Source organism: Streptomyces sp. NBC_00306 (genome assembly GCF_036169555.1).
Classification (GTDB): Bacteria; Actinomycetota; Actinomycetes; order Streptomycetales; family Streptomycetaceae; genus Streptomyces; species Streptomyces achmelvichensis.
On sequence record NZ_CP108032.1, the window covers coordinates 1,105,404 to 1,127,546 of the forward strand.

The 22,143-nt window shown below is 71.7% G+C and carries 21 protein-coding genes; 10 read left to right on the forward strand and 11 right to left on the reverse strand.

Annotated elements, in window-relative coordinates; translation table 11 throughout:
* The first annotated feature begins 56 nt into the window (after positions 1-56).
* On the forward strand, positions 57-503 hold the full coding sequence (locus OHA05_RS04880; RefSeq protein ID WP_313947638.1) for an Lrp/AsnC family transcriptional regulator: 447 nt from the start codon (positions 57-59) through the stop codon (positions 501-503).
* On the opposite strand, the gene OHA05_RS04885 is transcribed toward OHA05_RS04880, so the two are convergent.
* Genes OHA05_RS04885 through OHA05_RS04895 form a run of 3 tightly spaced genes read right to left on the reverse strand, consistent with a single transcriptional unit; the run spans position 493 to position 5,399 of the window.
* Positions 493-3,570 (reverse strand): SMC family ATPase, encoded by a 3,078-nt coding sequence (locus tag OHA05_RS04885; protein WP_328859908.1) that lies wholly within the window; start codon positions 3,568-3,570, stop codon positions 493-495. The two genes, OHA05_RS04880 and OHA05_RS04885, sit on opposite strands and share 11 nt — an antisense overlap.
* On the reverse strand, positions 3,567-4,730 hold the full coding sequence (locus OHA05_RS04890) for an exonuclease SbcCD subunit D (protein ID WP_328859909.1): 1,164 nt from the start codon (positions 4,728-4,730) through the stop codon (positions 3,567-3,569). The genes OHA05_RS04885 and OHA05_RS04890 overlap by 4 nt, the downstream gene beginning before the upstream one ends.
* A gap of 42 nt (positions 4,731-4,772) precedes the next feature.
* The gene (locus tag OHA05_RS04895; RefSeq protein ID WP_328859910.1) at positions 4,773-5,399 is read right to left on the reverse strand and encodes a YigZ family protein; all 627 of its coding nucleotides are present in this window, start codon (positions 5,397-5,399) and stop codon (positions 4,773-4,775) included.
* 62 nt (positions 5,400-5,461) lie between these two features.
* On the opposite strand from OHA05_RS04895, the gene OHA05_RS04900 reads away from it, so the two are divergent.
* Positions 5,462-5,869 (forward strand): CoA-binding protein, encoded by a 408-nt coding sequence (locus OHA05_RS04900; RefSeq protein WP_328859911.1) that lies wholly within the window; start codon positions 5,462-5,464, stop codon positions 5,867-5,869.
* A gap of 49 nt (positions 5,870-5,918) precedes the next feature.
* Here OHA05_RS04900 and OHA05_RS04905 read toward each other — a convergent pair whose 3' ends face one another.
* Together OHA05_RS04905 and OHA05_RS04910 are read right to left on the reverse strand one after the other, a co-directional pair.
* A complete protein-coding gene (locus OHA05_RS04905) occupies positions 5,919-6,473 on the reverse strand; it encodes a YbaK/EbsC family protein (protein ID WP_313947629.1) in 555 nt (184 codons plus the stop codon).
* Between the two features lie 44 nt (positions 6,474-6,517).
* Positions 6,518-7,090 (reverse strand): helix-turn-helix domain-containing protein, encoded by a 573-nt coding sequence (locus tag OHA05_RS04910; RefSeq protein ID WP_313947628.1) that lies wholly within the window; start codon positions 7,088-7,090, stop codon positions 6,518-6,520.
* 93 nt (positions 7,091-7,183) lie between these two features.
* On the opposite strand from OHA05_RS04910, the gene OHA05_RS04915 reads away from it, so the two are divergent.
* Entirely contained in the window at positions 7,184-8,050 is an 867-nt protein-coding gene (locus tag OHA05_RS04915) for a DMT family transporter (RefSeq protein WP_313947627.1), read from the forward strand.
* A gap of 70 nt (positions 8,051-8,120) precedes the next feature.
* On the opposite strand, the gene OHA05_RS04920 is transcribed toward OHA05_RS04915, so the two are convergent.
* Entirely contained in the window at positions 8,121-8,858 is a 738-nt protein-coding gene (locus tag OHA05_RS04920; RefSeq protein WP_328859912.1) for an acyltransferase, read from the reverse strand.
* A gap of 481 nt (positions 8,859-9,339) precedes the next feature.
* Between OHA05_RS04920 and OHA05_RS04925 the strand changes: the two genes are divergently transcribed.
* The 5 genes from OHA05_RS04925 to OHA05_RS04945 all read left to right on the forward strand — a co-directional run bounded on the left by OHA05_RS04925 (position 9,340) and on the right by OHA05_RS04945 (position 13,799).
* Positions 9,340-11,052 carry a sensor histidine kinase gene (locus OHA05_RS04925; RefSeq protein WP_328859913.1) on the forward strand — a complete coding sequence of 571 codons (1,713 nt, stop codon included), beginning with the start codon at positions 9,340-9,342 and terminating at the stop codon, positions 11,050-11,052.
* Positions 11,053-11,127: 75 nt separating this feature from the next.
* Positions 11,128-11,586 carry a roadblock/LC7 domain-containing protein gene (locus OHA05_RS04930; RefSeq protein WP_391841961.1) on the forward strand — a complete coding sequence of 153 codons (459 nt, stop codon included), beginning with the start codon at positions 11,128-11,130 and terminating at the stop codon, positions 11,584-11,586.
* Entirely contained in the window at positions 11,583-11,942 is a 360-nt protein-coding gene (locus tag OHA05_RS04935; RefSeq protein WP_328859914.1) for a DUF742 domain-containing protein, read from the forward strand. The genes OHA05_RS04930 and OHA05_RS04935 overlap by 4 nt, the downstream gene beginning before the upstream one ends.
* Positions 11,923-12,537, forward strand: coding sequence for a GTP-binding protein (locus tag OHA05_RS04940; RefSeq protein ID WP_313947623.1), 615 nt, complete (start codon positions 11,923-11,925; stop codon positions 12,535-12,537). Before OHA05_RS04935 ends, OHA05_RS04940 begins: the two co-directional genes overlap by 20 nt.
* Complete coding sequence (locus OHA05_RS04945) at positions 12,534-13,799, forward strand: cytochrome P450 (RefSeq protein WP_328859915.1); 1,266 nt, start codon at positions 12,534-12,536, stop codon at positions 13,797-13,799. The genes OHA05_RS04940 and OHA05_RS04945 overlap by 4 nt, the downstream gene beginning before the upstream one ends.
* Positions 13,800-13,860: 61 nt before the next feature.
* On the opposite strand, the gene OHA05_RS04950 is transcribed toward OHA05_RS04945, so the two are convergent.
* Complete coding sequence (locus tag OHA05_RS04950; protein WP_328859916.1) at positions 13,861-15,087, reverse strand: cytochrome P450; 1,227 nt, start codon at positions 15,085-15,087, stop codon at positions 13,861-13,863.
* Positions 15,088-15,467: 380 nt separating this feature from the next.
* On the reverse strand, positions 15,468-18,296 hold the full coding sequence (locus OHA05_RS04955) for an ATP-binding protein (protein ID WP_328859917.1): 2,829 nt from the start codon (positions 18,294-18,296) through the stop codon (positions 15,468-15,470).
* 140 nt (positions 18,297-18,436) lie between these two features.
* Between OHA05_RS04955 and OHA05_RS04960 the strand changes: the two genes are divergently transcribed.
* Entirely contained in the window at positions 18,437-19,003 is a 567-nt protein-coding gene (locus OHA05_RS04960; protein WP_328859918.1) for an ATP-binding protein, read from the forward strand.
* Positions 19,004-19,227: 224 nt separating this feature from the next.
* Here OHA05_RS04960 and OHA05_RS04965 read toward each other — a convergent pair whose 3' ends face one another.
* The 3 genes from OHA05_RS04965 to OHA05_RS04975 all read right to left on the reverse strand — a co-directional run bounded on the left by OHA05_RS04965 (position 19,228) and on the right by OHA05_RS04975 (position 21,031).
* Positions 19,228-19,761, reverse strand: coding sequence for a gamma carbonic anhydrase family protein (locus OHA05_RS04965; RefSeq protein ID WP_328859919.1), 534 nt, complete (start codon positions 19,759-19,761; stop codon positions 19,228-19,230).
* A 69-nt stretch (positions 19,762-19,830) separates the two neighbouring features.
* The gene (locus OHA05_RS04970) at positions 19,831-20,490 is read right to left on the reverse strand and encodes a DedA family protein (protein WP_313949097.1); all 660 of its coding nucleotides are present in this window, start codon (positions 20,488-20,490) and stop codon (positions 19,831-19,833) included.
* A gap of 103 nt (positions 20,491-20,593) precedes the next feature.
* Positions 20,594-21,031, reverse strand: a complete 438-nt coding sequence (locus OHA05_RS04975) for a DUF4442 domain-containing protein (protein ID WP_313949096.1) — start codon at positions 21,029-21,031, stop codon at positions 20,594-20,596.
* A 108-nt stretch (positions 21,032-21,139) separates the two neighbouring features.
* Between OHA05_RS04975 and OHA05_RS04980 the strand changes: the two genes are divergently transcribed.
* Entirely contained in the window at positions 21,140-22,138 is a 999-nt protein-coding gene (locus OHA05_RS04980) for a hypothetical protein (protein WP_313947617.1), read from the forward strand.
* The last annotated feature ends 5 nt before the right edge of the window (positions 22,139-22,143 follow it).

Consider the following 22,143-nt stretch of genomic DNA (forward strand, 5'->3'; position numbering starts at 1 on the left):
GAGATATCCCGGGGCTGCTCTTGATCGGCCGGGGATTCCCCTGTTATCTCTCGGGGATGACCGCGTATTCACCGGACGCCACGGACTGGCGCATTCTGCAGGCCCTGCAGAGCGAGGGCAGGGCCAGCTTCGCCGAGCTCGCGCGCACCGTCTCGATGTCCGCGAGCGCCGTGACCGAGCGGGTGCGGCGGCTGGAGGAGGCAGGCGTCATCGCCGGCTACACCGCGGTGGTCGACCAGGAGCGGCTCGGGCTGCCGATTCTCGCCTTCGTGCGGCTGCGGTACCCGAACGGCAACTACAAGCCCTTCCACGACCTGCTGGAGACGACACCCGAGATCCTCGAAGCGCACCATGTGACCGGCGACGACTGCTTCGTGCTGAAGGTCGCCGCCCGGTCCATGAGCCATCTCGAATCCGTCTCCGGGAAGATCGGCGCGCTGGGCTCGGTCACCACGAGCATCGTCTACTCGTCCCCGCTGCCGCGCCGGGCGATCAGCCGCTGAGCGGGGCCGTCCGCAGCCGTACCACGGATCCGTTCCTCTCCTTGACCACTTCGAGCTGGGTGGGGATGCGTCGGCGCAGATCCGGGACATGGCTGACGATGCCGACGCTGCGGTCCCGCTCGCGCAGCGAATCGAGCACGTCGATGACCTCGTCGAGGGTCTGCTCGTCCAGACTGCCGAAGCCCTCGTCGATGAAGAGGGTGTCCAGCTGTACACCGCCCGCCTCGCCGGTGACCACGTCGGCGAGGCCGAGAGCGAGGGCGAGCGAGGCGAAGAACGTCTCGCCGCCGGACAGCGTCGCCGTGTCGCGTTCACTGCCCGTCCAGGCGTCGACCACATGGAGTCCGAGTCCCGAACGCCTGCCCCCGGCGCGGGCGTCGGAGTGCACCAGGGTGTAGCGGCCGGCGGACATGCGCTGGAGCCGCGCGGTGGCGGCAGCCGCGACCTGTTCGAGCCGGGCGGCGAGGACGTACGACTCCAGGCGCATCTTGCGCTCGTTGTCCGCGGAGGTGCCCGCCGTGAGTCCCGCGAGCCGCGCCACCCGGTCGTACTCCTCGCGCAGCGGGCCCAGGCGGAGCACCTCGGTGACGGCCTGGCGGGAGAGCCGTCCCAGTTCGGCGGTCCGGCCTCGGGCGGCCGCGAGCACGGATGTGGCATCGCGCAGGGCGCGTTCGGCCGTGTCGTGCGCGGCACGGGCTGACTCGGGGTCGGCGGGCGGTCGTCCGCCGGCATCGTGGGTCTCCGGCTCGGCGAGCCGGTCGGCGACCGCGGCGGCCTCTCTCTCCCCGTCGTCGATACGGTGCTGGAGGTCGCGATGCTCCGCGTCGCTCAGCATCGCGTCGGCGGCGGCCCGGGGCGTGTCGAACCCCGCACGGAACGCGGCGTCGGCCAGCCGGTCGTCGGCGTCCTTCAGCCGCTGGGCCGTGAGGTCGACGGCACGGACGGCCTCGGCGGCCGCGGTGAGCAGGCGGACCCGCCGCTCCAGCAGTTCCGCGTGCGCGGCAACACTGGCCTCGCCACCTCGGGCGCGCGCCAACTCCCCTGCCAGCGCTGCCTGTTCGCGGTCGAGCGCCTCGCGGCCCGAGGTCCGTGCCGCAGCTCGGACGCCGGCCTCCTGCTGCGCCGCAAGACGCTCCTGGTGTTCCCGCTCGGCGTGGTCGAGCGCCTCCCGGGCAGCGTGCATCCCGGAGGCCAGGCGGCGGGCCTGCTGATACTCGTGGTCCAACTCTTCGACGAGGGTGCGCAGTTCGGAAACGTCGGGATCGACAGCGGCCGAACCGCCGTCAGTCGCCGCACAGGCGGACGCCGTGTCCTCAGCCCCGCTCGTTCCCTCCCGGGCCGCTTCCCGCGCCGCGGCCAGCGACTCGCGCACCACCGCCAGTTCGCGCTTCGCGTCCGCCTTCGCCTCGTCCGCCCGGGTGCAGCCCTCGTACGCGGACTCCTCCGCCGAGCGGTCCACGTGCCCCTCGCCCGCGCGGGCCGGATCGGGATGGTCCGGCGATCCGCAGACGGCGCAGGGCTCGCCGGGCAGCAGTCCCGCGGCCAGTTCCGCCGCGATGCCCCGCAGCCGGCGTTCCTTGAGGTCGAGCCAGCGCTCCCGCGCGCTGTTGGCGCGCTCGTGTGCCGTTCGCAGGTGTTCCGCGGCGCCTTCGGCACGGGCGGCGAGCCGGTCCCGTTCCAGAGCGGCCTTCAGTCTGCGGCGGGCGGGGTCGAGCCGGCCCGCCAGGTGTTCGGCGGCCGTGGCGGCCTCCTGGGCGGCCGTGATCTGCTCCTGGTGACCGCGGCGCAGCGACTCCCAGCCGGCCAGCCACGCCGCCGCGTCCTGGAGGATGCCGTCGTCCGCCCGGGCCTGGCGGTCGAGGTCCGCCCGCTCTCGTACGATCTCCTCGCTGCGCCGCTCGGCCCTGCGGGCGGCGTCGAGGCCGCCGAGATCCTGGCGCAGTTTCCTTTCCAGCTCGGACAGTTGCTCCGCGCCGGCCTCGTGCAGCTCAGGAGGAAGCCCCGCCAGGGCGAGGTCGCATGCCTCGCTCGCGCTGTCGTGCTCGCGCTCGGCGTCCTCCCGCAACCGCAGTGCCGGTGCCACGCGTTCGGCCTTCCGACCCCGTTGCATACGGGTGTGCAGCGCCTCGCGCTCCGGTCGGCGTGCTTCCAGGGCCTCCTTGCGGCGCTGCGCGTCGTCGTACCGCTGCTGAAGCCGGTGCATTTCACGCTCGGCGTCCAGCGTGTGGCGCGCGGCGGCCTGCCGGCTCTCCGCGGCGGACAGCGCGCAGTCGGCGATGTCCTGGCGCTCCCTGGCCCCCGCGCGAGCGACCGCCGCCCAGGCGAGCACGGCACCGGCGAGGCCCGGGTCTCCCGGCTGCTGCTGCGGCAGCGGCCAGTCGCCCGCCGCGGCGCCTGCCTCCTGCTCCATCTTGTGGGCGATGGCGAGGAGTCGCTCGTCCCCGGCCTTCACCTGTTGTTCCGCGGCGCGGCGCTGTTCGGCGAGCCGTTCCTCGACGGCGGCGAAGCGGCGGGTGTCGAAGAGCCGGCCCAGCAGCTTGCCGCGGGCCTCGGCGTCCGCGCGCAGGAAGCGGGCGAAGTCGCCCTGCGGCAGCAGCACCACCTGGCAGAACTGGTCGCGGCTCATGCCGACGAGCTGGGTGAGCTCCTCGCCGATCTCCTGGTGGGACCGGCTCAGCGCCCGCCACTCGCCGCTCTGCGCGTCGTACTCGCGCAGCCAGCTCTGTGCGCGCTCGGTGGTGAACCCCTTCCCGTTCTTCTTCGGCCTGAGCTGGGCGGGGCGTCGGCGGATCTCCAACCGCCGCCCGCCGACGGTCAGTTCGAGCAGGACCTCGGTGAAGGTGCCGGCCACGGCGTGGTCGCTGCGCAGCGAGGCTCCCGGACTCTGCCGAGCCCCGGGCACCGCGCCGTACAGCGCGAAGCAGACGGCATCGAGCACGGAGGTCTTGCCCGCGCCGGTCGGCCCGTGGAGCAGGAAGATCCCGGCGGCGGACAGGGTGTCGAAGTCGACCTCCTGGTCGGCGCCGAAGGGGCCGAAGGCGGTGACGGTCAGCCGGTGCAGCCTCACCCGGCCACCTCGCGCACGCTGATCTCCACACGGACGTCGTCGAACGCTCCGCGCAGCACCGTGCGCTCGCGCTCGTCGGGCCCGCTGCCCCGGACATGAGCCACGAAGTCCTCCGCGATCTCCTGGTCGCTGCGTCCCTTCAGCCGCTCGGCGTACGAGGCGACGGTGTCCTCCTCGGCGCGCTCGGGTTCGAAGACGAGGCTCAACGCGTACGGGAAACGCTCGGCGAGGCGTGCCATCGGGTCGGCGGGGCGCACCGGGTCGGTGAGCGTGGCCTCGACGAAGGACTGCTCGTGGCCGGCGAGCGCCGGGTCGTCGAGCAGGTCGTCCAGCCGTCCGCGCAACCGCGCGAGGGGCCGCGGGACGGGGCAGTCGACGCGCTCGGCGTCGATCTCACCGGCAGCGCCGAGGTCGACGAGCCACATGGTCTTGCGGTGGGACGCTTCGGAGAAGGAATAGGCGAGCGGCGAACCGGAGTAGCGCACGCGCTCGGTGATGGTCTGGGCGCCGTGCAGATGCCCGAGCGCGGCATAGTCGACACCGTCGAACACCCCGGCCGGCACCGCCGCGACCCCGCCGACGGTGATGTCCCGTTCGCTGTCGCTCTCCTGGCCGCCGGCGACGAACGCGTGCGCCAGCACCAGCGAGCGCGTACCGGCCGGACGGGTCGCGAGGTCGGCCCTGACCCGGTCCATCGCCGCACCGACGACGGCCTCGTGGTGCGTCTTGTCGGTCTTGAACTCGTCCTTCACCAGGGCCGGTTCCAGATACGGCAGGCCGTAGCAGGCGACCTCGCCATGGTCGTCGGCGAGGACCACGGGGGTGTCGCAGCCCGCCGGGTCGGTACGCAGATGTATCCCGGCCCGCTCGATGAGCCCGGCCCCCACCCCGAGACGGCGGGCGGAGTCATGGTTCCCGGAGATCATGACGGTCGGCACGCCGACGGCCGCCAGCCGGTGCAGCGCGTCGTCGAACAGCTCGACGGCGGTGAGCGGCGGCACTGCCCGGTCGTACACGTCTCCCGCCACCAGCACCGCGTCCACGTCGCGTTCGCGAACCGTCGCCACCAGGTGGTCGAGGAACGCGGCCTGGGCGTCGAGCATGCTCACCCGGTGGAGCGAGCGCCCCAGGTGCCAGTCCGACGTATGCAGGAATCTCATGATCCCCGAGAGTAACGGTGCGGTCGGACATCACGTGCGGAATCAGGCGTCCCCATACGCCTCACCGCCCAACTCCAGCACCGCAGTTCCCGCAGTGGCGTCCGCGAGCCAGCCGCGGAACGCCTCGACGTCGGCGTCGGGCAGACCGATCTCGAAGGCAACGGCCTCCGCGTACCGCACCTCGCGCACATCACGTCCGGTGGCCCGCAGATCGTTCTCGAGCTTTCCCGCGCGCTGGTGGTCGACGGTGACGGTGGCGAGCCGGAAGCGCCGGCGGGCGAGAGTCCCGAGCGTGTCGAGCGCTTCGCCGACCGCTCCCCCGTACGCCCGGATCAGCCCGCCGGCGCCGAGCTTCACACCGCCGTAGTACCGCGTGACGACAGCGACGACATAGCGGACATCACGCCGCATCAGCATCTGGAGCATGGGGACACCGGCCGTACCGCCGGGTTCGCCGTCGTCACTCGCCTTCTGGACGGCGGCGTCGGCCCCGATGACATACGCGAAGCAGTTGTGCGAGGCGGCCGGGTGCTCCCTGCGGACCCGGGCGACGAAGGCCTGTGCCTCCTCCTCGGTCGCCGCGGGTGCGAGCGCGCAGATGAAGCGCGATCGGTTGATCTCTGTCTCGTGCACACCCTCACGGGCGACCGTCCGGTACTGCTCCTGCATCCGGCCACCCTATGCGGCGCCCGGAGGGGAATGCTCCGCGAGGCTCCCGGGTTGTCGGTCTCATGGACGCAGACACAGAGACGATCCGCAGGATTCTCACCTCGACGGGCGACACGTGGGCGGTGGTGGGCCTGTCCAACAACACGTCCCGGGCGGCGTACGGCGTCGCCGACGTCCTCCAGCGCTTCGGCAAGCGCATCGTGCCGGTCCACCCCAAGGCCGAGACGGTCCACGGCGAACTGGGCTACGCCTCACTCGCCGACATCCCCTTCGAGGTCGACGTGGTCGACGTCTTCGTCAACTCGGACCTGGCGGGCGCGGTGGCGGACGAGGCCGTCGCGGCCGGCGCGAAGGCGGTCTGGTTCCAGCTGGGCGTGATCGACCCCGAGGCGAACGAGCGCACGCGCGCGGCGGGCCTGGACATGGTGATGGACCGCTGCCCGGCGATCGAGATCCCGCGGCTGGGGTGAGCGGGGCGGGCCGGGGCGTTGCCGATACCGGGTTGCGGGAGCCGGAAGCTCAGGTCCCCAACCCGGCAAGAACAACCGCCCCCGCCAACCCCGCGAACGCCTTCCCCGGCACGATCAGCTTCCCGCGCCTGCGCCCGCTGCCGATCAGCACCCACGGGATGTCGACGACCGCCGCGTCCACCAGCAGGGGCCAGCTCGCCGGGAGTCCGATCGGGGTGATGCCGCCGTACTCCATGCCCGTCTCACCCGTCGCGGTGTCCATCGACGCGAACGACGCCTTGCGCGCGCCCAGTTGCTTGCGGACGACCCCGTTCACATCGACCCTCGTGCTCGACAGCACGACGCACGCCGCCAGTGTCGACTCGCCGCCCCGTTTGCCCGCGACGACCACACAGTTCGCCGACTGTTCCAGCAGCTCGCGTCCGTAGTGCTCCACGAACACCGCCGTGTCCGCGATCTCCGGGTCCGTGTCCACATAGATCAGCTGGTCCGCCGGGACATCGCCCTGCCAGCCGCGTACGGCGTCGGCGACCGGGGCGGTCAGGATGTCGAGGCAGTCGGGTGCGGGGCGGGCGTCGGGGAAGTTTCCGATGGGGGCGCGCATGGGCGGAAAAATAGCAGCGGTCCGTGGCGGGCCGGCCGGGCGTCTCAGCGGACGGGCGGGATGGAGACGGCCATGGTCATCACGACCTTCTCGGCGCCGTCGTTCCGGTACCCGTGGGGGACGTTCGCCTCGAACGTGGCGGAGGAGCCGGCGGGCACCGCGTGCGGGGCGCCGTCGACCAGCAGGGTGAGGTCGCCCGCGGTGACGTGGAGGAGTTCGATCGTCCCGTCCGGGTGCGCGTCGGACTCGCTGCGGTCACCGGGCATCAGCTCCCAGGCCCACAGCTCCAGGGGTCCGCGCTTCTCGGTACCGACCAGCAGGGTGGTGAAGCTTCCGGTGGAGGTCGACCACATCCGTACGGCCTGGTCCGGCGGGACGACGCGGACCTGCGGCCCCTGCTCGTAGTCGAGGAGCGTGGTGATGCTGACGCCGAGCGCGTCGGCGAGCTTCACCGTGGTCCCGACGCTCGGGTTGGTGCGTGCCTGCTCGATCTGGATGATCATGCCGCGGCTGACTCCCGCGCGGGCGGCGAGAGCGTCGAGCGTGAGGCCCCGCTCGCCGCGCCAGCGTTTGAGGTTGCGGGCGAGCGACTGCGTGAGCTGGTCGAGATCCGACACGTTCCGTCCATTATTCTGGATGACATAGTTCAATATCTTGCACTACCGTGTGGTGCACCCAAACGTTCACTGCACTGTACTGCGAGGCCCCCCATGACCGCACTGTTCGCCCTGGCCACCAGCGTGCTGTGGGGTCTCGCGGACTTCGGCGGCGGACTGCTGACCCGGCGGACTCCCGCCCTCACCGTCGTGGTGGTCTCCCAGGCGATCGCGGTCGTGGTCCTCGGCGTGATCGTCGTCGCCACGGGCGCGTGGCACGAGGCGGGTCACCAGCTCTGGTACGCGGTGGGCGCCGGCGTCGTCGGGCCGGTCGCGATGCTCTCCTTCTACAAGGCGCTCGCCCTCGGCCCCATGGGTGTGGTCTCGCCTCTGGGCTCGCTGGGTGTGGCCGTGCCGGTGGGCGTCGGCCTCGTGCTGGGCGAGCGGCCCGGGCTGCTCCAGTTCGCCGGTATCGGCGTGGCGGTGGTCGGCATCGTGCTGGCCGGCGGTCCTGAGTTGAGGGGCGCGGCCGTGCAGCGGCAGGCGATCCTGCTGACCCTGACGGCGGCCTTCGGGTTCGGTGCGGTCATGGCCCTCATCGCCGAGGCGTCGACCACCCTCACGGGCCTGTTCCTGGCCCTGTTCGTGCAGCGCGTCACCAATGTGACCGTGGGCGGCGCGGCGCTGTACGTGTCGGTCAAGCGCGGCGGACGGGCCCTTCCGGAGGACGGCGGGATGAAGGTCGTCCTGTCCTCGCTGCCCGCCCTCGCCTTCGTCGGTCTCGCCGACGTCGCGGCCAACGGCACGTACTCCATCGCCGCACAGACGGGACCGGTGACCGTGGCGGCCGTGCTCGCGAACCTCTATCCGGTGGTCACGGTGCTGGCCGCGCTCCTCCTGCTCAGGGAACGGCTGCGGATGATCCAGGCGGCGGGGGCCGGGCTCGCGCTGGTCGGCACGGTCCTGCTGGCCTCCGGCTGAACCCGGCTCGCATCCGGCCTGCCGGACGCCCGCTGCGCTCGCCCCTCGCACCGCTTCGGCCTCGCCGGGCTCAGCTCTCCTCCAGCTCCGCCAGCGCCAGCAGCTGCTCGGGCGTGACCCCGTCCGGGATCGGCACGGGTGCGGGTGTCCGCAGGGGCGGCTGCCAGCCGAGGACCGGGTCCCAGCTTCTGACCACGCGGGCCGGCGCCCCGGCGACCACGGAGTGGTCGGGGACCTCTCCGCGGACGACGGCCCCGGCGGCGACCACGACATTGCGGCCGAGGCGTGCGCCGGGAAGCACCACCGCGCCGGTACCCAGCCAGCAACCGGGTCCGATCGTCACCGGCTCGGTACGGGGCCACTGTTTCCCGACCGGCTCGTGCGGGTCGTCGTAACTGTGGTTGGTCGAGGTGATGTAGACGTACGGACCGCAGTAGGTGTCGGAGCCGATGGACACCCTCGTGTCGGCGATGACATGGCTGCCGCGGCCGAGCACCACACCGTCGCCCAGGGTCAGGATCGGCTCCGTGCCGAGATCGAGGTCCGGCATCATCCCCGCGGTCAGGGTGACCTGCTCGCCGATGATGCAGTGGTCCCCGAGTTCGATCCACGCCTCTCCGAACACGGTGCCCTGCGGGAAGGCGAGGCGCGTGCCGTGGCCGATGCTGCGGAAGCGCAGGCGGCCGGGGTGGTCGGCGGTGACGGCACCGGCGTCCTGTGCCCAGCGCCAGCCCCGGTGGAGGGCACGGGCGAGAACGCCACGCCACCAGGCGGCGGGCGATGAGAACGTGTTTCTGTTCTTCGGCACCCGCACACGGTAGTCGGCCCGCTCGCGGCCGATCGGAGCACCGCGCTGTGATGTTCGCCCCACGCCGTCGGGCGGCGGGACGCCCTGGGGGCCGTTCTGCCGGTACACCCCGCGCCGGGTTGGCCGGAAAGCGCCGCTCGGACGGGCGGTGTCGTGGTCCCGGGCACCTCATTCGGCACACAGGCAACAGCGGCCACGAGGTCCATCGGCACCGATTCCGGCGGCACACGGGCTGCCGGGAGGAAAACGCTGTCTACCACGTCCGCCGGGACCTGACAGTGACTTCGGGACTAAGTCCTCCGTTCCGTGGGCAGTCCGGCTTCTCGGCGCTCCCGGGCATCGGTGCGTGACTAGCATGAGCGCCACATGCTTACGGAAGATCACCGTCAACTTACGGTGCCTGTACGGCATGTGGTCGGCCGATGCGCGCCAGTCGGCCTCGTCTGTTCTTCCCCGGACTCAAGCAGCGAGGGATCGCGGAATGTCAGTGCCAGTCGCTCGGAAACCGCACAGGATACGAACCCCACGGCCCTTGCCCCTCGTCGTACCGCTGGCCGCCGTGGTGGTGGCCGGCGCGGCCGCCGGCGCGGTGATCGCTGCGGCACCCGAGGCGGCCGGGAACTGGGTCGCGGCCACCGTCGGCGTCGCCTGGGTGTGGGTGGCGGCCACCGTCGTCGTCACCGCACTCAGCTCCCGCCGGCTGCGCGCCACGGCGATGGCCGCCTCAGGTGAACTGCGGGCGATGCAGGCCCAGTCGGCGCAGGCGGCCGCCGAGTCCGCCCATCTGGTGAACGTCACGCTCCCGTCGGTCGTGAAGCGCTTGCGCGACGGGGAGAACTCCGAGGACACCCTCGCCGGCACACCGCCGCCGACAGATCCGCAACTGCGGCGCATGCTCCAGGTGTTCGCCACCGAGCTCGGGGCCGGTGAGCGCCGGGCGGAGACCTCGGCCGCCAACAGTGCCTCGGCGGTGCGCCAGTTGGCCCAGGCGGCGGACGATCTGGACCGGCTGACAGCGGTGACGCTGCCGGCCGCCTTCGAGCATCTGCGCCGGGGCGCCTCGGCCGACACCGTCCTCGGCGAGCTCGAGCAGCCCGCCGACGCTCGGCTGCGGGTGATCCTGGACGCGGTGGTCCGGGAGTTCGCCGTCAGTGAGCGGCGCGCGGCGGCCGCCCAGGGCGCCAGTGCCAAGGCGCTGAGCCGGGTGCAGGCGAAGGCCGTGAGCATGCTCGCCGACCTGCGGGAGATGCAGGATCGTCACGGCGAAGAGGTGTTCGGCGATCTGCTCAAGCTCGACCACAACACCTCGCAGCTCGGTCTGCTGACCGACCGCCTCGCGCTCCTGATGGGCGGCCGGTCGAGTCGTTCGTGGAACAAGCCGATCGGCATGGAGAGCATCCTGCGCGGCGCGGTGGGCCGGATCGCGGCCTATCAGCGGGTGCGGCTGCACTCCTCCAGCACCGCCGCGATCGCCGGCTTCGCCGCCGAGGGCGTCATGCATCTGCTGGCCGAACTGATGGACAACGCGGCGAACTTCTCGCCGCCCATCGACGAGGTCCACGTCTATGTCGAGGAGCGCACCGCCGGCCTGGTCGTCACGATCGAGGACAGCGGGCTGAAGATGGCCGACGCCGCCATGCGCCGGGCCGAGGAGGCCGTGTCCGGCCGGGTCACCGACCTCGCGGCCCTTCAGGGCACCCGCCTCGGGCTCGCGGTGGTGGGCCGGCTGGCCGCCAAGTACCGGATGAGCGTCAATTTCCGGCCCTCCTCCCGTGGCGGCACCGGCGTCGTGGTGCTGTTCCCGCCGCAGCTGCTGGCACAGCAGCGCAGCGCGGCACCGGAGACGACGATCCACCGCGCCACCCCCGACACGGTGGAGCGGACGCCCGACGCACCCACGACCTCCGGATCGGGCGCTGCCGCGCCCGGCACCGTGGCCGCCGCGGGCACTCCCTTCCCGGTCCAGGGCGGACCGCGCGTGGCGACGCCGAACGGCCTGCCCGTACGGCCGCCGGGGCGCACCATGGCCGCCGCCGACCGTGGCCGCGATCCGGCCGGACCGGGCAAGGAGCACACGCCGCCCGGCCGTGAGGCCGGTCGCGACCCCGGCCGTGACGCCGGTGCGCAGTTCGGCGCCTTCCACCGGGCCCGCAAGGCACAGGAGAACCGGCCCGCAGGGCCCACCGAGGAGTGATGCGATCCGCCCCGCGGGCGCCCGGGTCATGGCGCCACCCCCGTTACACGACGTGAGAGAAGGAGGCACGGGCGGATGACCGGATCACCGGGACCCATCCGCCCCACGCAGACGATGCAGACCACTGACAACAGCCTGACCTGGCTACTGGAAAGCCTTCTCGAACGCACCCCGGGCACCCGGCACGCCCTGGTGCTCTCCCGCGACGGGCTCAAGCTGTGCTGGACCCGGCATCTGACGCTCGACCAGGCCGATCAGCTGGCCGCGATCTGCTCGGGCATCCAGGCGCTGGCCCAGGGGGCGTCGGTCGAGTTCGGCAACGGCAGCGGCGGCGTACGGCATTCCATGACCGAGTTCCACGGCGGACTGCTGTTCATCGTCGAGGCCGGTGACGGTGCCCATCTGGCGGTCGTCGCGGAGGACGGCGCCGATCCCGGCGTGGTGGGCCACCAGATGACGGATCTCGTGGAGCAGATCGGTGAGCATCTGCGGGCGGAGCCGCGGATGCCGACCCCGGAGAGTCCGCTCTCATGACCCGCAAACCCGTCGACACGGGTGATCCGGACCGGCTCTACACGGTCACGGGGGGCCGCAGCCGTGCCGACGACGACGCGTTCGACCTGGTGACGCTGATCGTCAGCGAGTGCGAGCCGGCCCTCGGGATGCAGTCGGAGCATGTGCGGATCCTCGACCTGTGCCGTCATCCGACCGCGGTCGTCGAGCTGTCCGCGGAGCTGAAGCTGCCGGTGACGGTCGTACGGATCCTGCTGGGCGACCTGCTGGCGACGGGGCGCATCACGGCCCGTCATCCGCGGGCCGCGCGCTCGCTCGTCGATCTGCCCGACTCGGCCCTCTTGAAGGAGGTGCTCCATGGACTCCGCAACCTCTGAACTGCCCGCCCGCACCCCGCTCGTCGACTCGGCCGAGACCGGGTTGAAGATCGTGATCGTGGGTGGTTTCGGGGTCGGCAAGACCACGCTGGTGAAGTCGGTCAGCGAGATCCGTCCGCTGAACACCGAGGAGGTCATGACGCAGGCCGGTGTCGGCGTCGACGAGACCGCCGGTCTCGCCACCAAGACGACCACCACCGTCGCCTTCGACTTCGGCCGGATCAGCCTCAACGACCGTATGGTGCTGTACTTGTTCGGCGCACCGGGCCAGGAACGTTTCTGGTTCCTGTGGGACCGGCTCTTCACCGGCACCCTCGGTGCCGTGGTGCTGGTCGACACCCGGCGCATGAGCGACTCCTGGTACGCGATCGACCGGCTCGAGCACCACCGGACGCCGTTCGTCGTGGCGGTCAACCGCTTCGACGACGACATGGCCGCGTTCTCGCTGGACGAGATACGCCAGGCGCTGTCGCTCGCCCCGCATGTGCCGCTGATCGACTGCGACGCCCGGGTCCGCTCGTCCGGCAAGCATGTCCTGATCAGCCTTGTCGACCACCTTCATGAACTGGCCATGGCACGGGAGATGACACCATGACCGACCCCGCCGCACCCGAACCCGCGCCGTCCCCGCCCCCGGGCTGCCCCGCACATGCGGGGGCGATCCGCCTCAGCGGCCTGGAGTACCAGCAGAGCCCCTCCGAGCTGTACCGCTCGATGCGCCGCGAGCAGGGCGCGGTGGCGCCGATCCTGCTCGACGGGGACATCCCCGCCTGGCTGGTGCTCGGTTACGCCGAGGTCTCCTATGTGACCAGCCACGACGACCTGTTCGCCCGGGACTCCCGGCGCTGGAACCAGTGGGAGAACATCCCCGCCGACTGGCCGTTGATGCCGTTCGTCGGATACCAGCCCTCGGTCCTGTTCGCCGAGGGCGCCGAGCACCAGCGGAGGGCGGGCGTCATCACCGAGGCGCTCGAGTCGGTCGACCAGTTCGAACTGGCCCACTGGAGCACGCGGATCGCCGACCAGCTGATCGACGGCTTCGCGGGCAGCGGGCAGGCCGAGCTGATGTCCGCGTACGCCCACGCACTGCCGATGCGGGCCGCGGTCCAGATGTGCGGGATGCCGGCGCGGGGCTCCGACACCGACGACCTCGTGCGGGATCTGCAGATCTCGCTGGACGCGGCCGAGGGCGACGACCCGGTGGCCGCGTACGTACGGGTGCAGGAGCGCATCCAGCGCCTGGTCAAGGACAAGCGCGGCACACCGGGTCCGGACGTCACCTCGCGGATGCTCCGGCATCCGGCGGGGCTGACGGACGAGGAGATCGTCCAGGACCTGATCTCGATCATCGCCGCGGCGCAGCAGCCGACGGCGAACTGGATCTGCAACACGCTGCGTCTGCTGCTGACCGACGACCGGTTCGCCCTCAACGTCTCCGGCGGTCGTCTCAGCGTCGGCCAGGCCCTCAACGAGGTGCTCTGGCTGGACACCCCCACCCAGAACTTCATCGGCCGCTGGGCGGTGCGCGACACGCAGCTCGGCGGCCGGCAGATCCGGGCGGGCGACTGTGTGGTGCTCGGGCTCGCGGCGGCCAACACCGATCCGCAGATCTGGCCCGAGGGTCACATCGGTGCCGAGAACTCCTCGCATCTGTCCTTCAGCAATGGCGAGCACCGTTGCCCCTACCCGGCGCCGCTGCTGGCCGATGTGATCGCGCGTACCGCGATCGAGACGCTGCTGGAGCGGCTGCCGGACGTGGTTCTGGCCGTGGAGCCGGAGCAGTTGACCTGGCGGCCCTCCATCTGGATGCGGGGGCTGACGTCCCTGCCGGTGCAGTTCACGCCGGTCGTGCAGTGAGCGGCGGCGCCGGGGCCCGCGGTGGAACCGCGGCCCCGGCGCACCGGCCGGCCCGCCGTGATCAGCCGGCGACGGGCGTGAAACGGACGGGCAGCGACTTCGGCCCGCGCGTGAACACGCCCTGCTCGGACGGGACGAAGCCGTCCGCGAGCCGCATGTCCGGCATCGCGTCGAGCAGTTGGTTGACGCCGGTCTCGACCTCGGCCTTGGCGAGCAGCGCGCCGACGCAGAAGTGCCGGCCGAGTGCGAACGCCAGATGGTCGGCGGCCGCGGAGAACGCCGTGGTCGAGGTGAGGTCGTCGCGGAATATGTCGAAACGGTCCGGGTTCTCGTAGCGCTCCGCGTCCCGGTTCGCAGCGCCGATCAGACAGGTGACCGTCGCCCCCGCGGGGATCGTGCCGCCGCTGACGGTGACCTCGGTGGCCGTCTGCCGCATGATCATGTGGACCGGCGGGGTGTAGCGGAGGGTCTCGGCGAAGGCCCGGTCGATCAGGGTGCGGTCCTCCCGTACGGCGGCGAGCTGTTCGGGGTTGACCAGCAGATTGGCGAAGATGCTGGCGATCGCCTTGTCGGTGGTCTCACCGCCGGCGGCGAGCAGCAGGCTGCAGAAGGCCTTGATGTCCTCGTCGCTCATCCGTACGCCGTCGACCTCGGCCGCGCAGAGCGAGGAGAGCAGGTCGTCCCCGAGGTGCTCGCGGCGCTCCTGGATGATCGGGATCATGTATTCGGCGAACTCGATGCGGGTGCGCTCCCCCGCCGCCGTGACGTCGGGATCGCCCGCGAGGTTGCCGAGGAAGGCGATGACCGTGGTGTACCAGCCGTGGAACCGGGCGTGGTCCGCCTTGTCGAGTCCGAGCATGTCGGCGATGACGTTGACGGGGAAACGGGTGGCGAAGGAGTCGACGAGGTCGGCCTCGCCCTTGTGCCGGATGCCGTCGATCAGTTCACGGGCGTTGCTCTCTATGACCGGCAGGAACTTCTCCTGGAGGTCCCTGCCCCGGAACGCCGGCGCCACCAGCGCCCTGCGGACGGCGTGTTCGCGCCCACTGAGCTGGAGGATCGTCTTGCCGTGCACCGGCTCGATCTGCCATGCGTAATTGTCGGTGGTGTAGAGCGAGTCCTTGTCCTTGAAGGCCCGCTCGACGTCCCGGTAGCGCGAGATGAGATAGCTGTTGGTGGCTTCGTGCCAGATCAAGGGCGCATGTTCACGCATGGCGCGATAGGCCGGATAGGGGTTCGCGGCAAACTCCGGCGACAGGATGTCCGGTACCTGTTGTGCGGTGGCCATGGCGCTCCTTGAGCAGTAACGGGCAACTCACACAAGGCTATTGATCATCCGTCAGCTGAACCAGACCGGTCCTGGCCGAATCTGGTGCCTTGGTGCCCTTCTCCAGCACGCGGCCTGATCGTGCGCCCGGAGCGGACAACCGTGCCCGGGGCCGGGCCTCCCCCGCCTCGGCGAGCGCGGGCCACCGTGGTGGGGGATGCGGCGCACACTCACCAGGCCGTCCGGCCGCCCGGGCACAGCACCGACGGCGGGCACTCGGGTCACCGGTCGCCACGAGGGCAGACTCGATAACGGTGCATTCCGCTTTCGGTGAGTGGAAGCTATGACCACATCCCGAGATGCGCCTATCCGTGCACCGGATCTACGGATACGCAAAAAATTCATGAACCCCGGCTGCCGCGGTTGCGGCTCAGCTGCTGGCGCGTCTGCGACTCCAGCTTCCGCCGCGCCCGGGACACGTGCTGCTCCACCGTGCGCGGCGACAGGTGCAGCGTGGTGGCGATCTCGCGGTTGGTGAGGCCCGCCGACGCCAGGTCCACGACCTCCTGCTCTCGCGGCGAGAGCTGGTCGCCGTAGCTGGGCCGCCCGCGCGGACGCTGCTCCGCCGCGGGCTGGTGGGAGCGGAGCGTGGCCCGTACCCGTGCGGCGTCCCACCCGGCGCCCATGTCGGTCAGCCGTTCCACGCAGGACGCCAGGGACTCGACGGCCGCCGCGAGCGTGTCCGGGTCGCTGTCCCCGCCCTCGGCCGCGGCCCCGAGCACACAGGAGGCCGCTGCCTCGGCAGTGAGGATCGCCGCGTACGGCCGGAGCATCGCGCTGTACCTCTCCGTCGCGTCCTGGAAGTGCGGCACCGCCTCCGCGGGCCGGCCGGCGGTCTCCAGCAGGATGCCGCGGCACCAGGACAGCGCCGCCAGCGGGGACGGCAGGGCCGTGTCCTTCAGGCCCGCCTCGAACTCCGCGGTCATCGCCTCGGCGGTCTGGCGGCGGCCGGCCCGGGCGGTCGCCTCCACCGCCCAGGGCGCCAGTTCGGCCGCCCACGCCCAGACACCCTTGTCCCGCAGCCGGTCCCAGGCGTCGGCCGCCTCGGACGCCGCGCTGTCCAGATCGCCACGGGCGAGCGCGGTACGGACGAGCGCGCCGGCCGCCGCCGCGACATGCGGCAGTGGCGAGCCGACGGGCAGCGGATGCCCGTCTCCGGAGAGCCAGGCCGCCATCTGCTGCCATTCGCCCTGTGCGAGGGCCAGCATGCCGAGGACGATCCGCGCGTCCGCGGCGGGCCCGGGCATGACACCGGTCTCGGCCACGAAGGCCCTGGCCCGGGTGGTGAGGCCGTCCCAGGTGCCCGTCATCCAGTCCAGCAGCAGGCCGGTGCCGCGGCCGTCCTGTTCGACGTAGGTGGCTCCGCCGCGGACGGCGACATCGACCCCCTCTTCGAGCAGCTCTCCCACGCGGGAGAGATGGCCGAGCCACAGGGCGGCGTCCGCAGCGTTCACCAGCCCACGGGCCACGTGCGGCAGCCGGTCCGTCTGCTCGGTCTGGCCGCGCAGCCGCTCCAGGACGTCCCAGGCCGCGGGGTCGCCGATCTCCAGGAGGACCGCGATGCAGTTGGCGTCGACCGCCGTGCGCGCCTCGTCGTCGCGGCTGCCGGCAGCCATCTTCTGCACCTTCTCGAGCCAGTGCAGATTGCGTTCCAGCGGTACGGACGACATGACCGGCATGGCGAGCGCCGACATCGCGCGGGCGGCGAGCGCCGGCCGCTCGGCCAGTTCGTCGACCGCCTGCTCCAGTTCCACCCAGCCCTGGAGCCCGCGGCCGGCCTGGTTGTAGAGCACCAGGCCGAGGTCGAGCCGGATCTGCCCGCGGACCGCGGGGGGCAGCGACTGCTCGTCGAGGATCTGCCGCAGCACCTGGACAGTCTGGTCGGTGTGCAGTCCGAGCACCGCGCTGTGGGCGAGGAGGCGGGCGAGGCGGGCCCGGGTCTCCCGGGGCACCGCGGGGTGCGACAGAGCCTGTTCCAGCAGGTCGATCGCCGTCTGATGGGCGCCTGCCTCGGCGCACTGCTGGGCCGCGTGTTCGACGGCCTTGAGCCAGCCGCGTATCTGGCCGCCGCGGTGCCGGTGGGCCGCGAGCCGGGCCCACGGCACGGGATGCCGGTGGGCGAGGACGTCGGCGGCCCTGCGGTGCATGTCCTGGCGCAGGGGGCCGGGCATCTCGCCGTAGACGGCGGTGCCCGCGAGGGGCGAGGGGAAGCCGTACAGATCGCGGTCGTTCTCCAGCAGGACCGCCCCGCGGAGTGAGGCGACGAGCGCCTCACGGCCGGCCGCGCCGGGCAGCGCGGCCACCGCGTACAGGTCCGCCGCGCTGCTGGGCTCGTCGAGGACGGCCGCGGCGCGGGCCACGGCCCGGTGCTCCTCGGGCAGTGCGGCCAGCCGGCCGACGGCCAGTTCGGCCAGTCGTACGGGCGGGCCGGTGGCATCGAGGTCCTTGGCCGTGTAGCGCTCCCGCGGCCCGTAGGCGTCCTCCAGCTGGCGCACGAGATCGACGACGACCTGAGGCACTCCGGCGGACCGCTCGTGGATCCGGGCGACGAGCTCGGGCGGGCAGCATTCGGGACCGAGGCGGTCCTCGACCAGCCGGCGGACCTCGTCGGCGTCCAGGGGTTCGAGGCGGAGGCGCAGGACGGTGAGGCGGGCCGGGTAGGCGACCGCCCGGCCGAGGACGAGTCCGGGTTCGGCGAGTTCCTCGGGGCGGTAGGTGAGGACGGCGGCGAGCCCGGCCGGGGGCTGCTCCAGCAGTCCGCGCAGCAGGTCCCTGCCCGCGCTGTCCGCCCGGTGCACGTCGTCGGCGATCAGCAGGACCGGGCCGCCGGACTCCAGCAGGGGTTCCAGATCCCCGGCGAGTGCGGCGGCGTCGGGGTGGATCCGGGGCGGCAGGGCGACCGGATCGGGACGCTCACGTACGGCGGCGGTGCCCGGTTCCGTGCGGGGCGCCCGGGCCGGGTGGTGCGTCAGCGCGACGCCGGAGGACGTGAAGGTCAGCACGACCCGGGGACGCGGTCCGGCCTCGGCGCTGTCCAGCAGCCGGTCGGCCAAGCGGCTCTTGCCGGTACCGGCGCGCCCCTCCAGCAGCAGGAGCGCCGACTGCCGGCCGGGGTGGGCGACCGTCTGTTGCAGCCATCGCTCCCAGACTTCGTCACTGAGCGTGCTCACCGGCTCACTCTCCTCGACATTTCTGGGCATTTCATTTCTTTAGGTATCCGTACTTCAGTCTCCCCAATTGCGCCGGGCTTGCCGAGACAGTGAGCGTAGTCGCACGGGCCCAGGCGTCGACCTGGGCAGAAGGAGCCGACGTGATCGCATCAGAGGAGTCCTCCCAGTTTTCGTCGTCCGGGCACGGACCGTACGGCGGAACCTCGGGTCTGGCCCAGTGTGCGATGTCGGCGACGCCGGAAGCCGCCCGCACCCTGCGCCATTTCGCGCGCGCAGTGGCCCGTCGATGGCGGTTGCACGACGAATTCCACGAAGCGCTCTCGGTGATCGTCACCGAGCTCGTCAGCAATGTGGTGCTGCACAGTGGCAGCACCTGGGTCGCCCTGGCCATCAAGGTCCGCGGCAACACGCTGGTGACGGAGGTCAGGGACGGCGGCCGGTGGAAGCATCGTCATGCACGACGCCAGGAACCGCTGGACGCTCACGCGGACTGCGGCCAGGGTCTGCGGCTCGTCGACGCATTCGCCACCAGGACCGTTACGCGACGGCTGCCGATGGGCAGCGTGGTCGCGGCTGAAATCGTCATGCCACCCCATCAGGGCGGGCCACGGCCTGTGACCCTGCACCCCCTGATGGAGGACGAACCGTCGCCCCCCGTGGAGTTCCGCACGGTGTTCGGGCTGACGGTGGAGCCGGACTGCCACTGACGCACACGGGAGCAGCGAGGACCACACGGACCGCGGGCGCGAGCGGGCGACGGGAGAGGTCAGGACTTCCGTGCCGGCTCGCGACAGGTGCGCTCAGGGGATGACGCTGCGGGTCGGGCTGGTGCGGGCCGGGCTGCTGCGGGTCGGGCTGGTGCGGGCCGGGCTGCTGCGGGCCGGGCTGCTGCGGGTCGGGCTGGTGCGGGCCGGCCGGCGCCGGGCGGCCGTCAGGCCTTCCGCGCCGCCTCACGATGGGCGTCGGCGAGGTCCAGGTAGACGGCGGCGTTGAGCTTGATGCCCTCACGCTCCTCGTCCGTCAGCTCGCGACGCACCTTGGCGGGCACCCCGGCGACGAGCGAGCCGGGCGGCACCTGCATCCCCTGCGGAACCAGCGCGTGCGCGGCCACCAGGGACCCGGTGCCGATGTGGGCACCGTTGAGGACCGTCGCCCCCATACCCACCAGCACGTCGTCCTCGACAGTGCAGCCGTGCAGGACGGCGTTGTGGCCGACCGAGACCCGCTCCCCCACCGTCACGGGGAAGCCGGGGTCCGAGTGGACCGTGCAGTTGTCCTGGATGTTGGAGTCGGCGCCGATGACGATCGGCCCGCAGTCCGCCCGCAGCACCGTCTGGTACCAGACACCGGCGCCCGGCGCGAGGGTGACCTCACCGATGACGACCGAGGTCGGAGCGGTGAAAGCCTCCGGTGCGACGCTCGGCTCGCGGCCGCCCACACCCATGATCAGCGCCTCTGACGCCATCGCTGTCTCCTCGTTTCATGAACGGCGCACCGCACGGTCCGTACGGCTGCGCGACGACCGGGCCGCAGGTCAGTCGGCGGCGGGAACCGGCTCGGGTTCGAGGACCGTCCGCGTTTCCGCCTCGGCGGCCGCCTTCTTCGCACGGCTCTTGAGCACGAGCATGGAGGTCACACCGATCAGCACCGCGAGGACGAGCCCCAGCCACGAGAAGCGCTTGAGCCACGCCTCGGCCACGACACCGACGGAGTAGATGACGGCGGTCGTGCCGCCCGCCCACAGGATGCCCCCGAAGACGTTGGCGATCAGGAACTTCCAGTACGGCATGCGCAGTACGCCCGCCAGGGGCCCGGCGAAGATCCGCAGCAGGGCGACGAAGCGTCCGAAGAAGACGGCCCACATGCCCCACTTCTCGAACGACCGCTCCGCCATGGCGATCTGGGCGGGGCCGAAGTGTTTGGGGAACTTCCCGCCGAGCCAGGCCAGCAGGGGCCTGCCGCCCTTGCGGCCGATCGCGTACCCGATCGAGTCGCCGATGATCGCGCCGGCCGTCGCGCACGCGCCCAGGATGTATGGGTTGATGTCACCGTGCTGGGAGGCGAGCAGCGCCGAGCTGACCAGGACGATCTCACCCGGCAGCGGGATACCGAGACTCTCGAGCCCGATCACCACCCCCACCAGGAGGTAGATGCTCAGCGGGGGGACGGTCTCGAGCCACTCCTGGACGTGCAACGCCGGTTCCTCCCGTGTGCGCAGCAGTACCGCTGCCCGGCGTGCGCCCCCGTGGCGCACGCCGGGCAGCCTACCTGCTGAGGGAGTGGGATCCGGCCGCCCGTCAGGCGTTGGGCCGCAGGGTCCAGACGACGGTCATCTCGCCGGTGACGGCGCCGTCGGCGCGCTCGATGGCGATGTTCACCGGGAACTCCGGGCGCTCGCCCGCGTCGAGTTCGGCGACGACGTCGGCGATGGGCCGGCCGAGGGTGGCGGTCGCGGTGACGACGCCCATCGCGAGCTTCTTGTAGCCGATCTCGGCCTTGACGGCGAGCGGTACGGCACGGTTCAGCTGGTCGCCGAAGGCGGCGATCACGATGGCACCGCTCGCGGACTCGGCGAGCGTGAACATCGCTCCGGCGTGCGGCCCGCCCACGTGGTTGTGGAAGTCGGGCTGGTCCGGCATGCGCAGCACGGCACGCTCGGGGGTGGTCTCCAGGAACTCGAGGTTCAGCGTCCGGGCCATGGGAACCGTGGCGGCGAGCATCTCGCCGACTGTCATCTGATCAGCGCTCATGCCGCGATGTTACCCACGAGTAGGGGCGCTTGGCCATCCCCGCGCGGGGGCGGACGTAGCCCCGGCGGCACGGCACCTCTATGGTTACTCGCCATGTGGCCAGGACAGCAGCCGCCCGGGGGCGAGAACCCGCAGGACCAGAACCCGTACCAGCAGCCGGGGTACCAACAGCCGAATCCGTACCAGCAGCCGGGGTACCAGCAGCCCAACCCGTACCAGCAGCCGACCGTGCCGCAGTACGGGGTGCCGATGCAGCCGCCCGGTGGCCCCACGCCGCCGGACGACAAGAAGAAGACGACCATCGTCGCGATCGTCGCGGCCACGGCGGTCGTCGCGGCTGCGGTGATCACGGGTGTCGTCGTGCTCGGGGACGACGACAGCACGTCCGTCGACAGCAAGCCCACGGCCTCGAAGACGCCGACGGTGAAGCAGCCGACCGGCGATCCCGCGGCCTCCCCCACGGAGAACCCGCGCGGCGGTGACGGCGGCAAGCCGACGATCGCCGGCTGGAAGGTCGTCTCCAACCCCAAGCACGGCACGCAGTTCGACGTCCCGGCCGGGTGGGAGGTCGCCGGTTCGGGCGTCAGCACCGGCTTCGAGGACGACAAGAAGGGCGACGGCTCCCCCGTCGTCGCGATGTCGGCTCCGGCCCACTACAAGTCCAAGTGGTGCACGTTCGACACCGACAAGGACGGCAAGCTCGAGGACTGGGGTCTGAGCACCACCGGGACGAAGGGCGGCAAGGGAGCGAAGGACGCCGCGACGGCCGCGTACAACGAGGCCGGCAACTGGGTCTGGGCGGGCTATGCGCAGACCGAGCCCAAGGGCACCGTGAAGGTGACCAAGGCCGTCCCGTACAAGACCAAGTCGGGCCTGGCCGGCAGCGTGTCGACGGCGACCGCGATCGGGGTGAAGAAGGAGAACAAGTGCGAGACCGACGGCAAGTCGATCGCCTTCTCCTTCAAGGACCCCGCGGGTGAGTTCAAGTCCTGGGTCCTGTACGCCAACAAGGGTGTGCCGGACGAGCTCCCGGACGCGACCATCAAGCAGATCCTGAGCACCGTGCGACTGGCCGCGACGCCCACGCCGTAACCGGT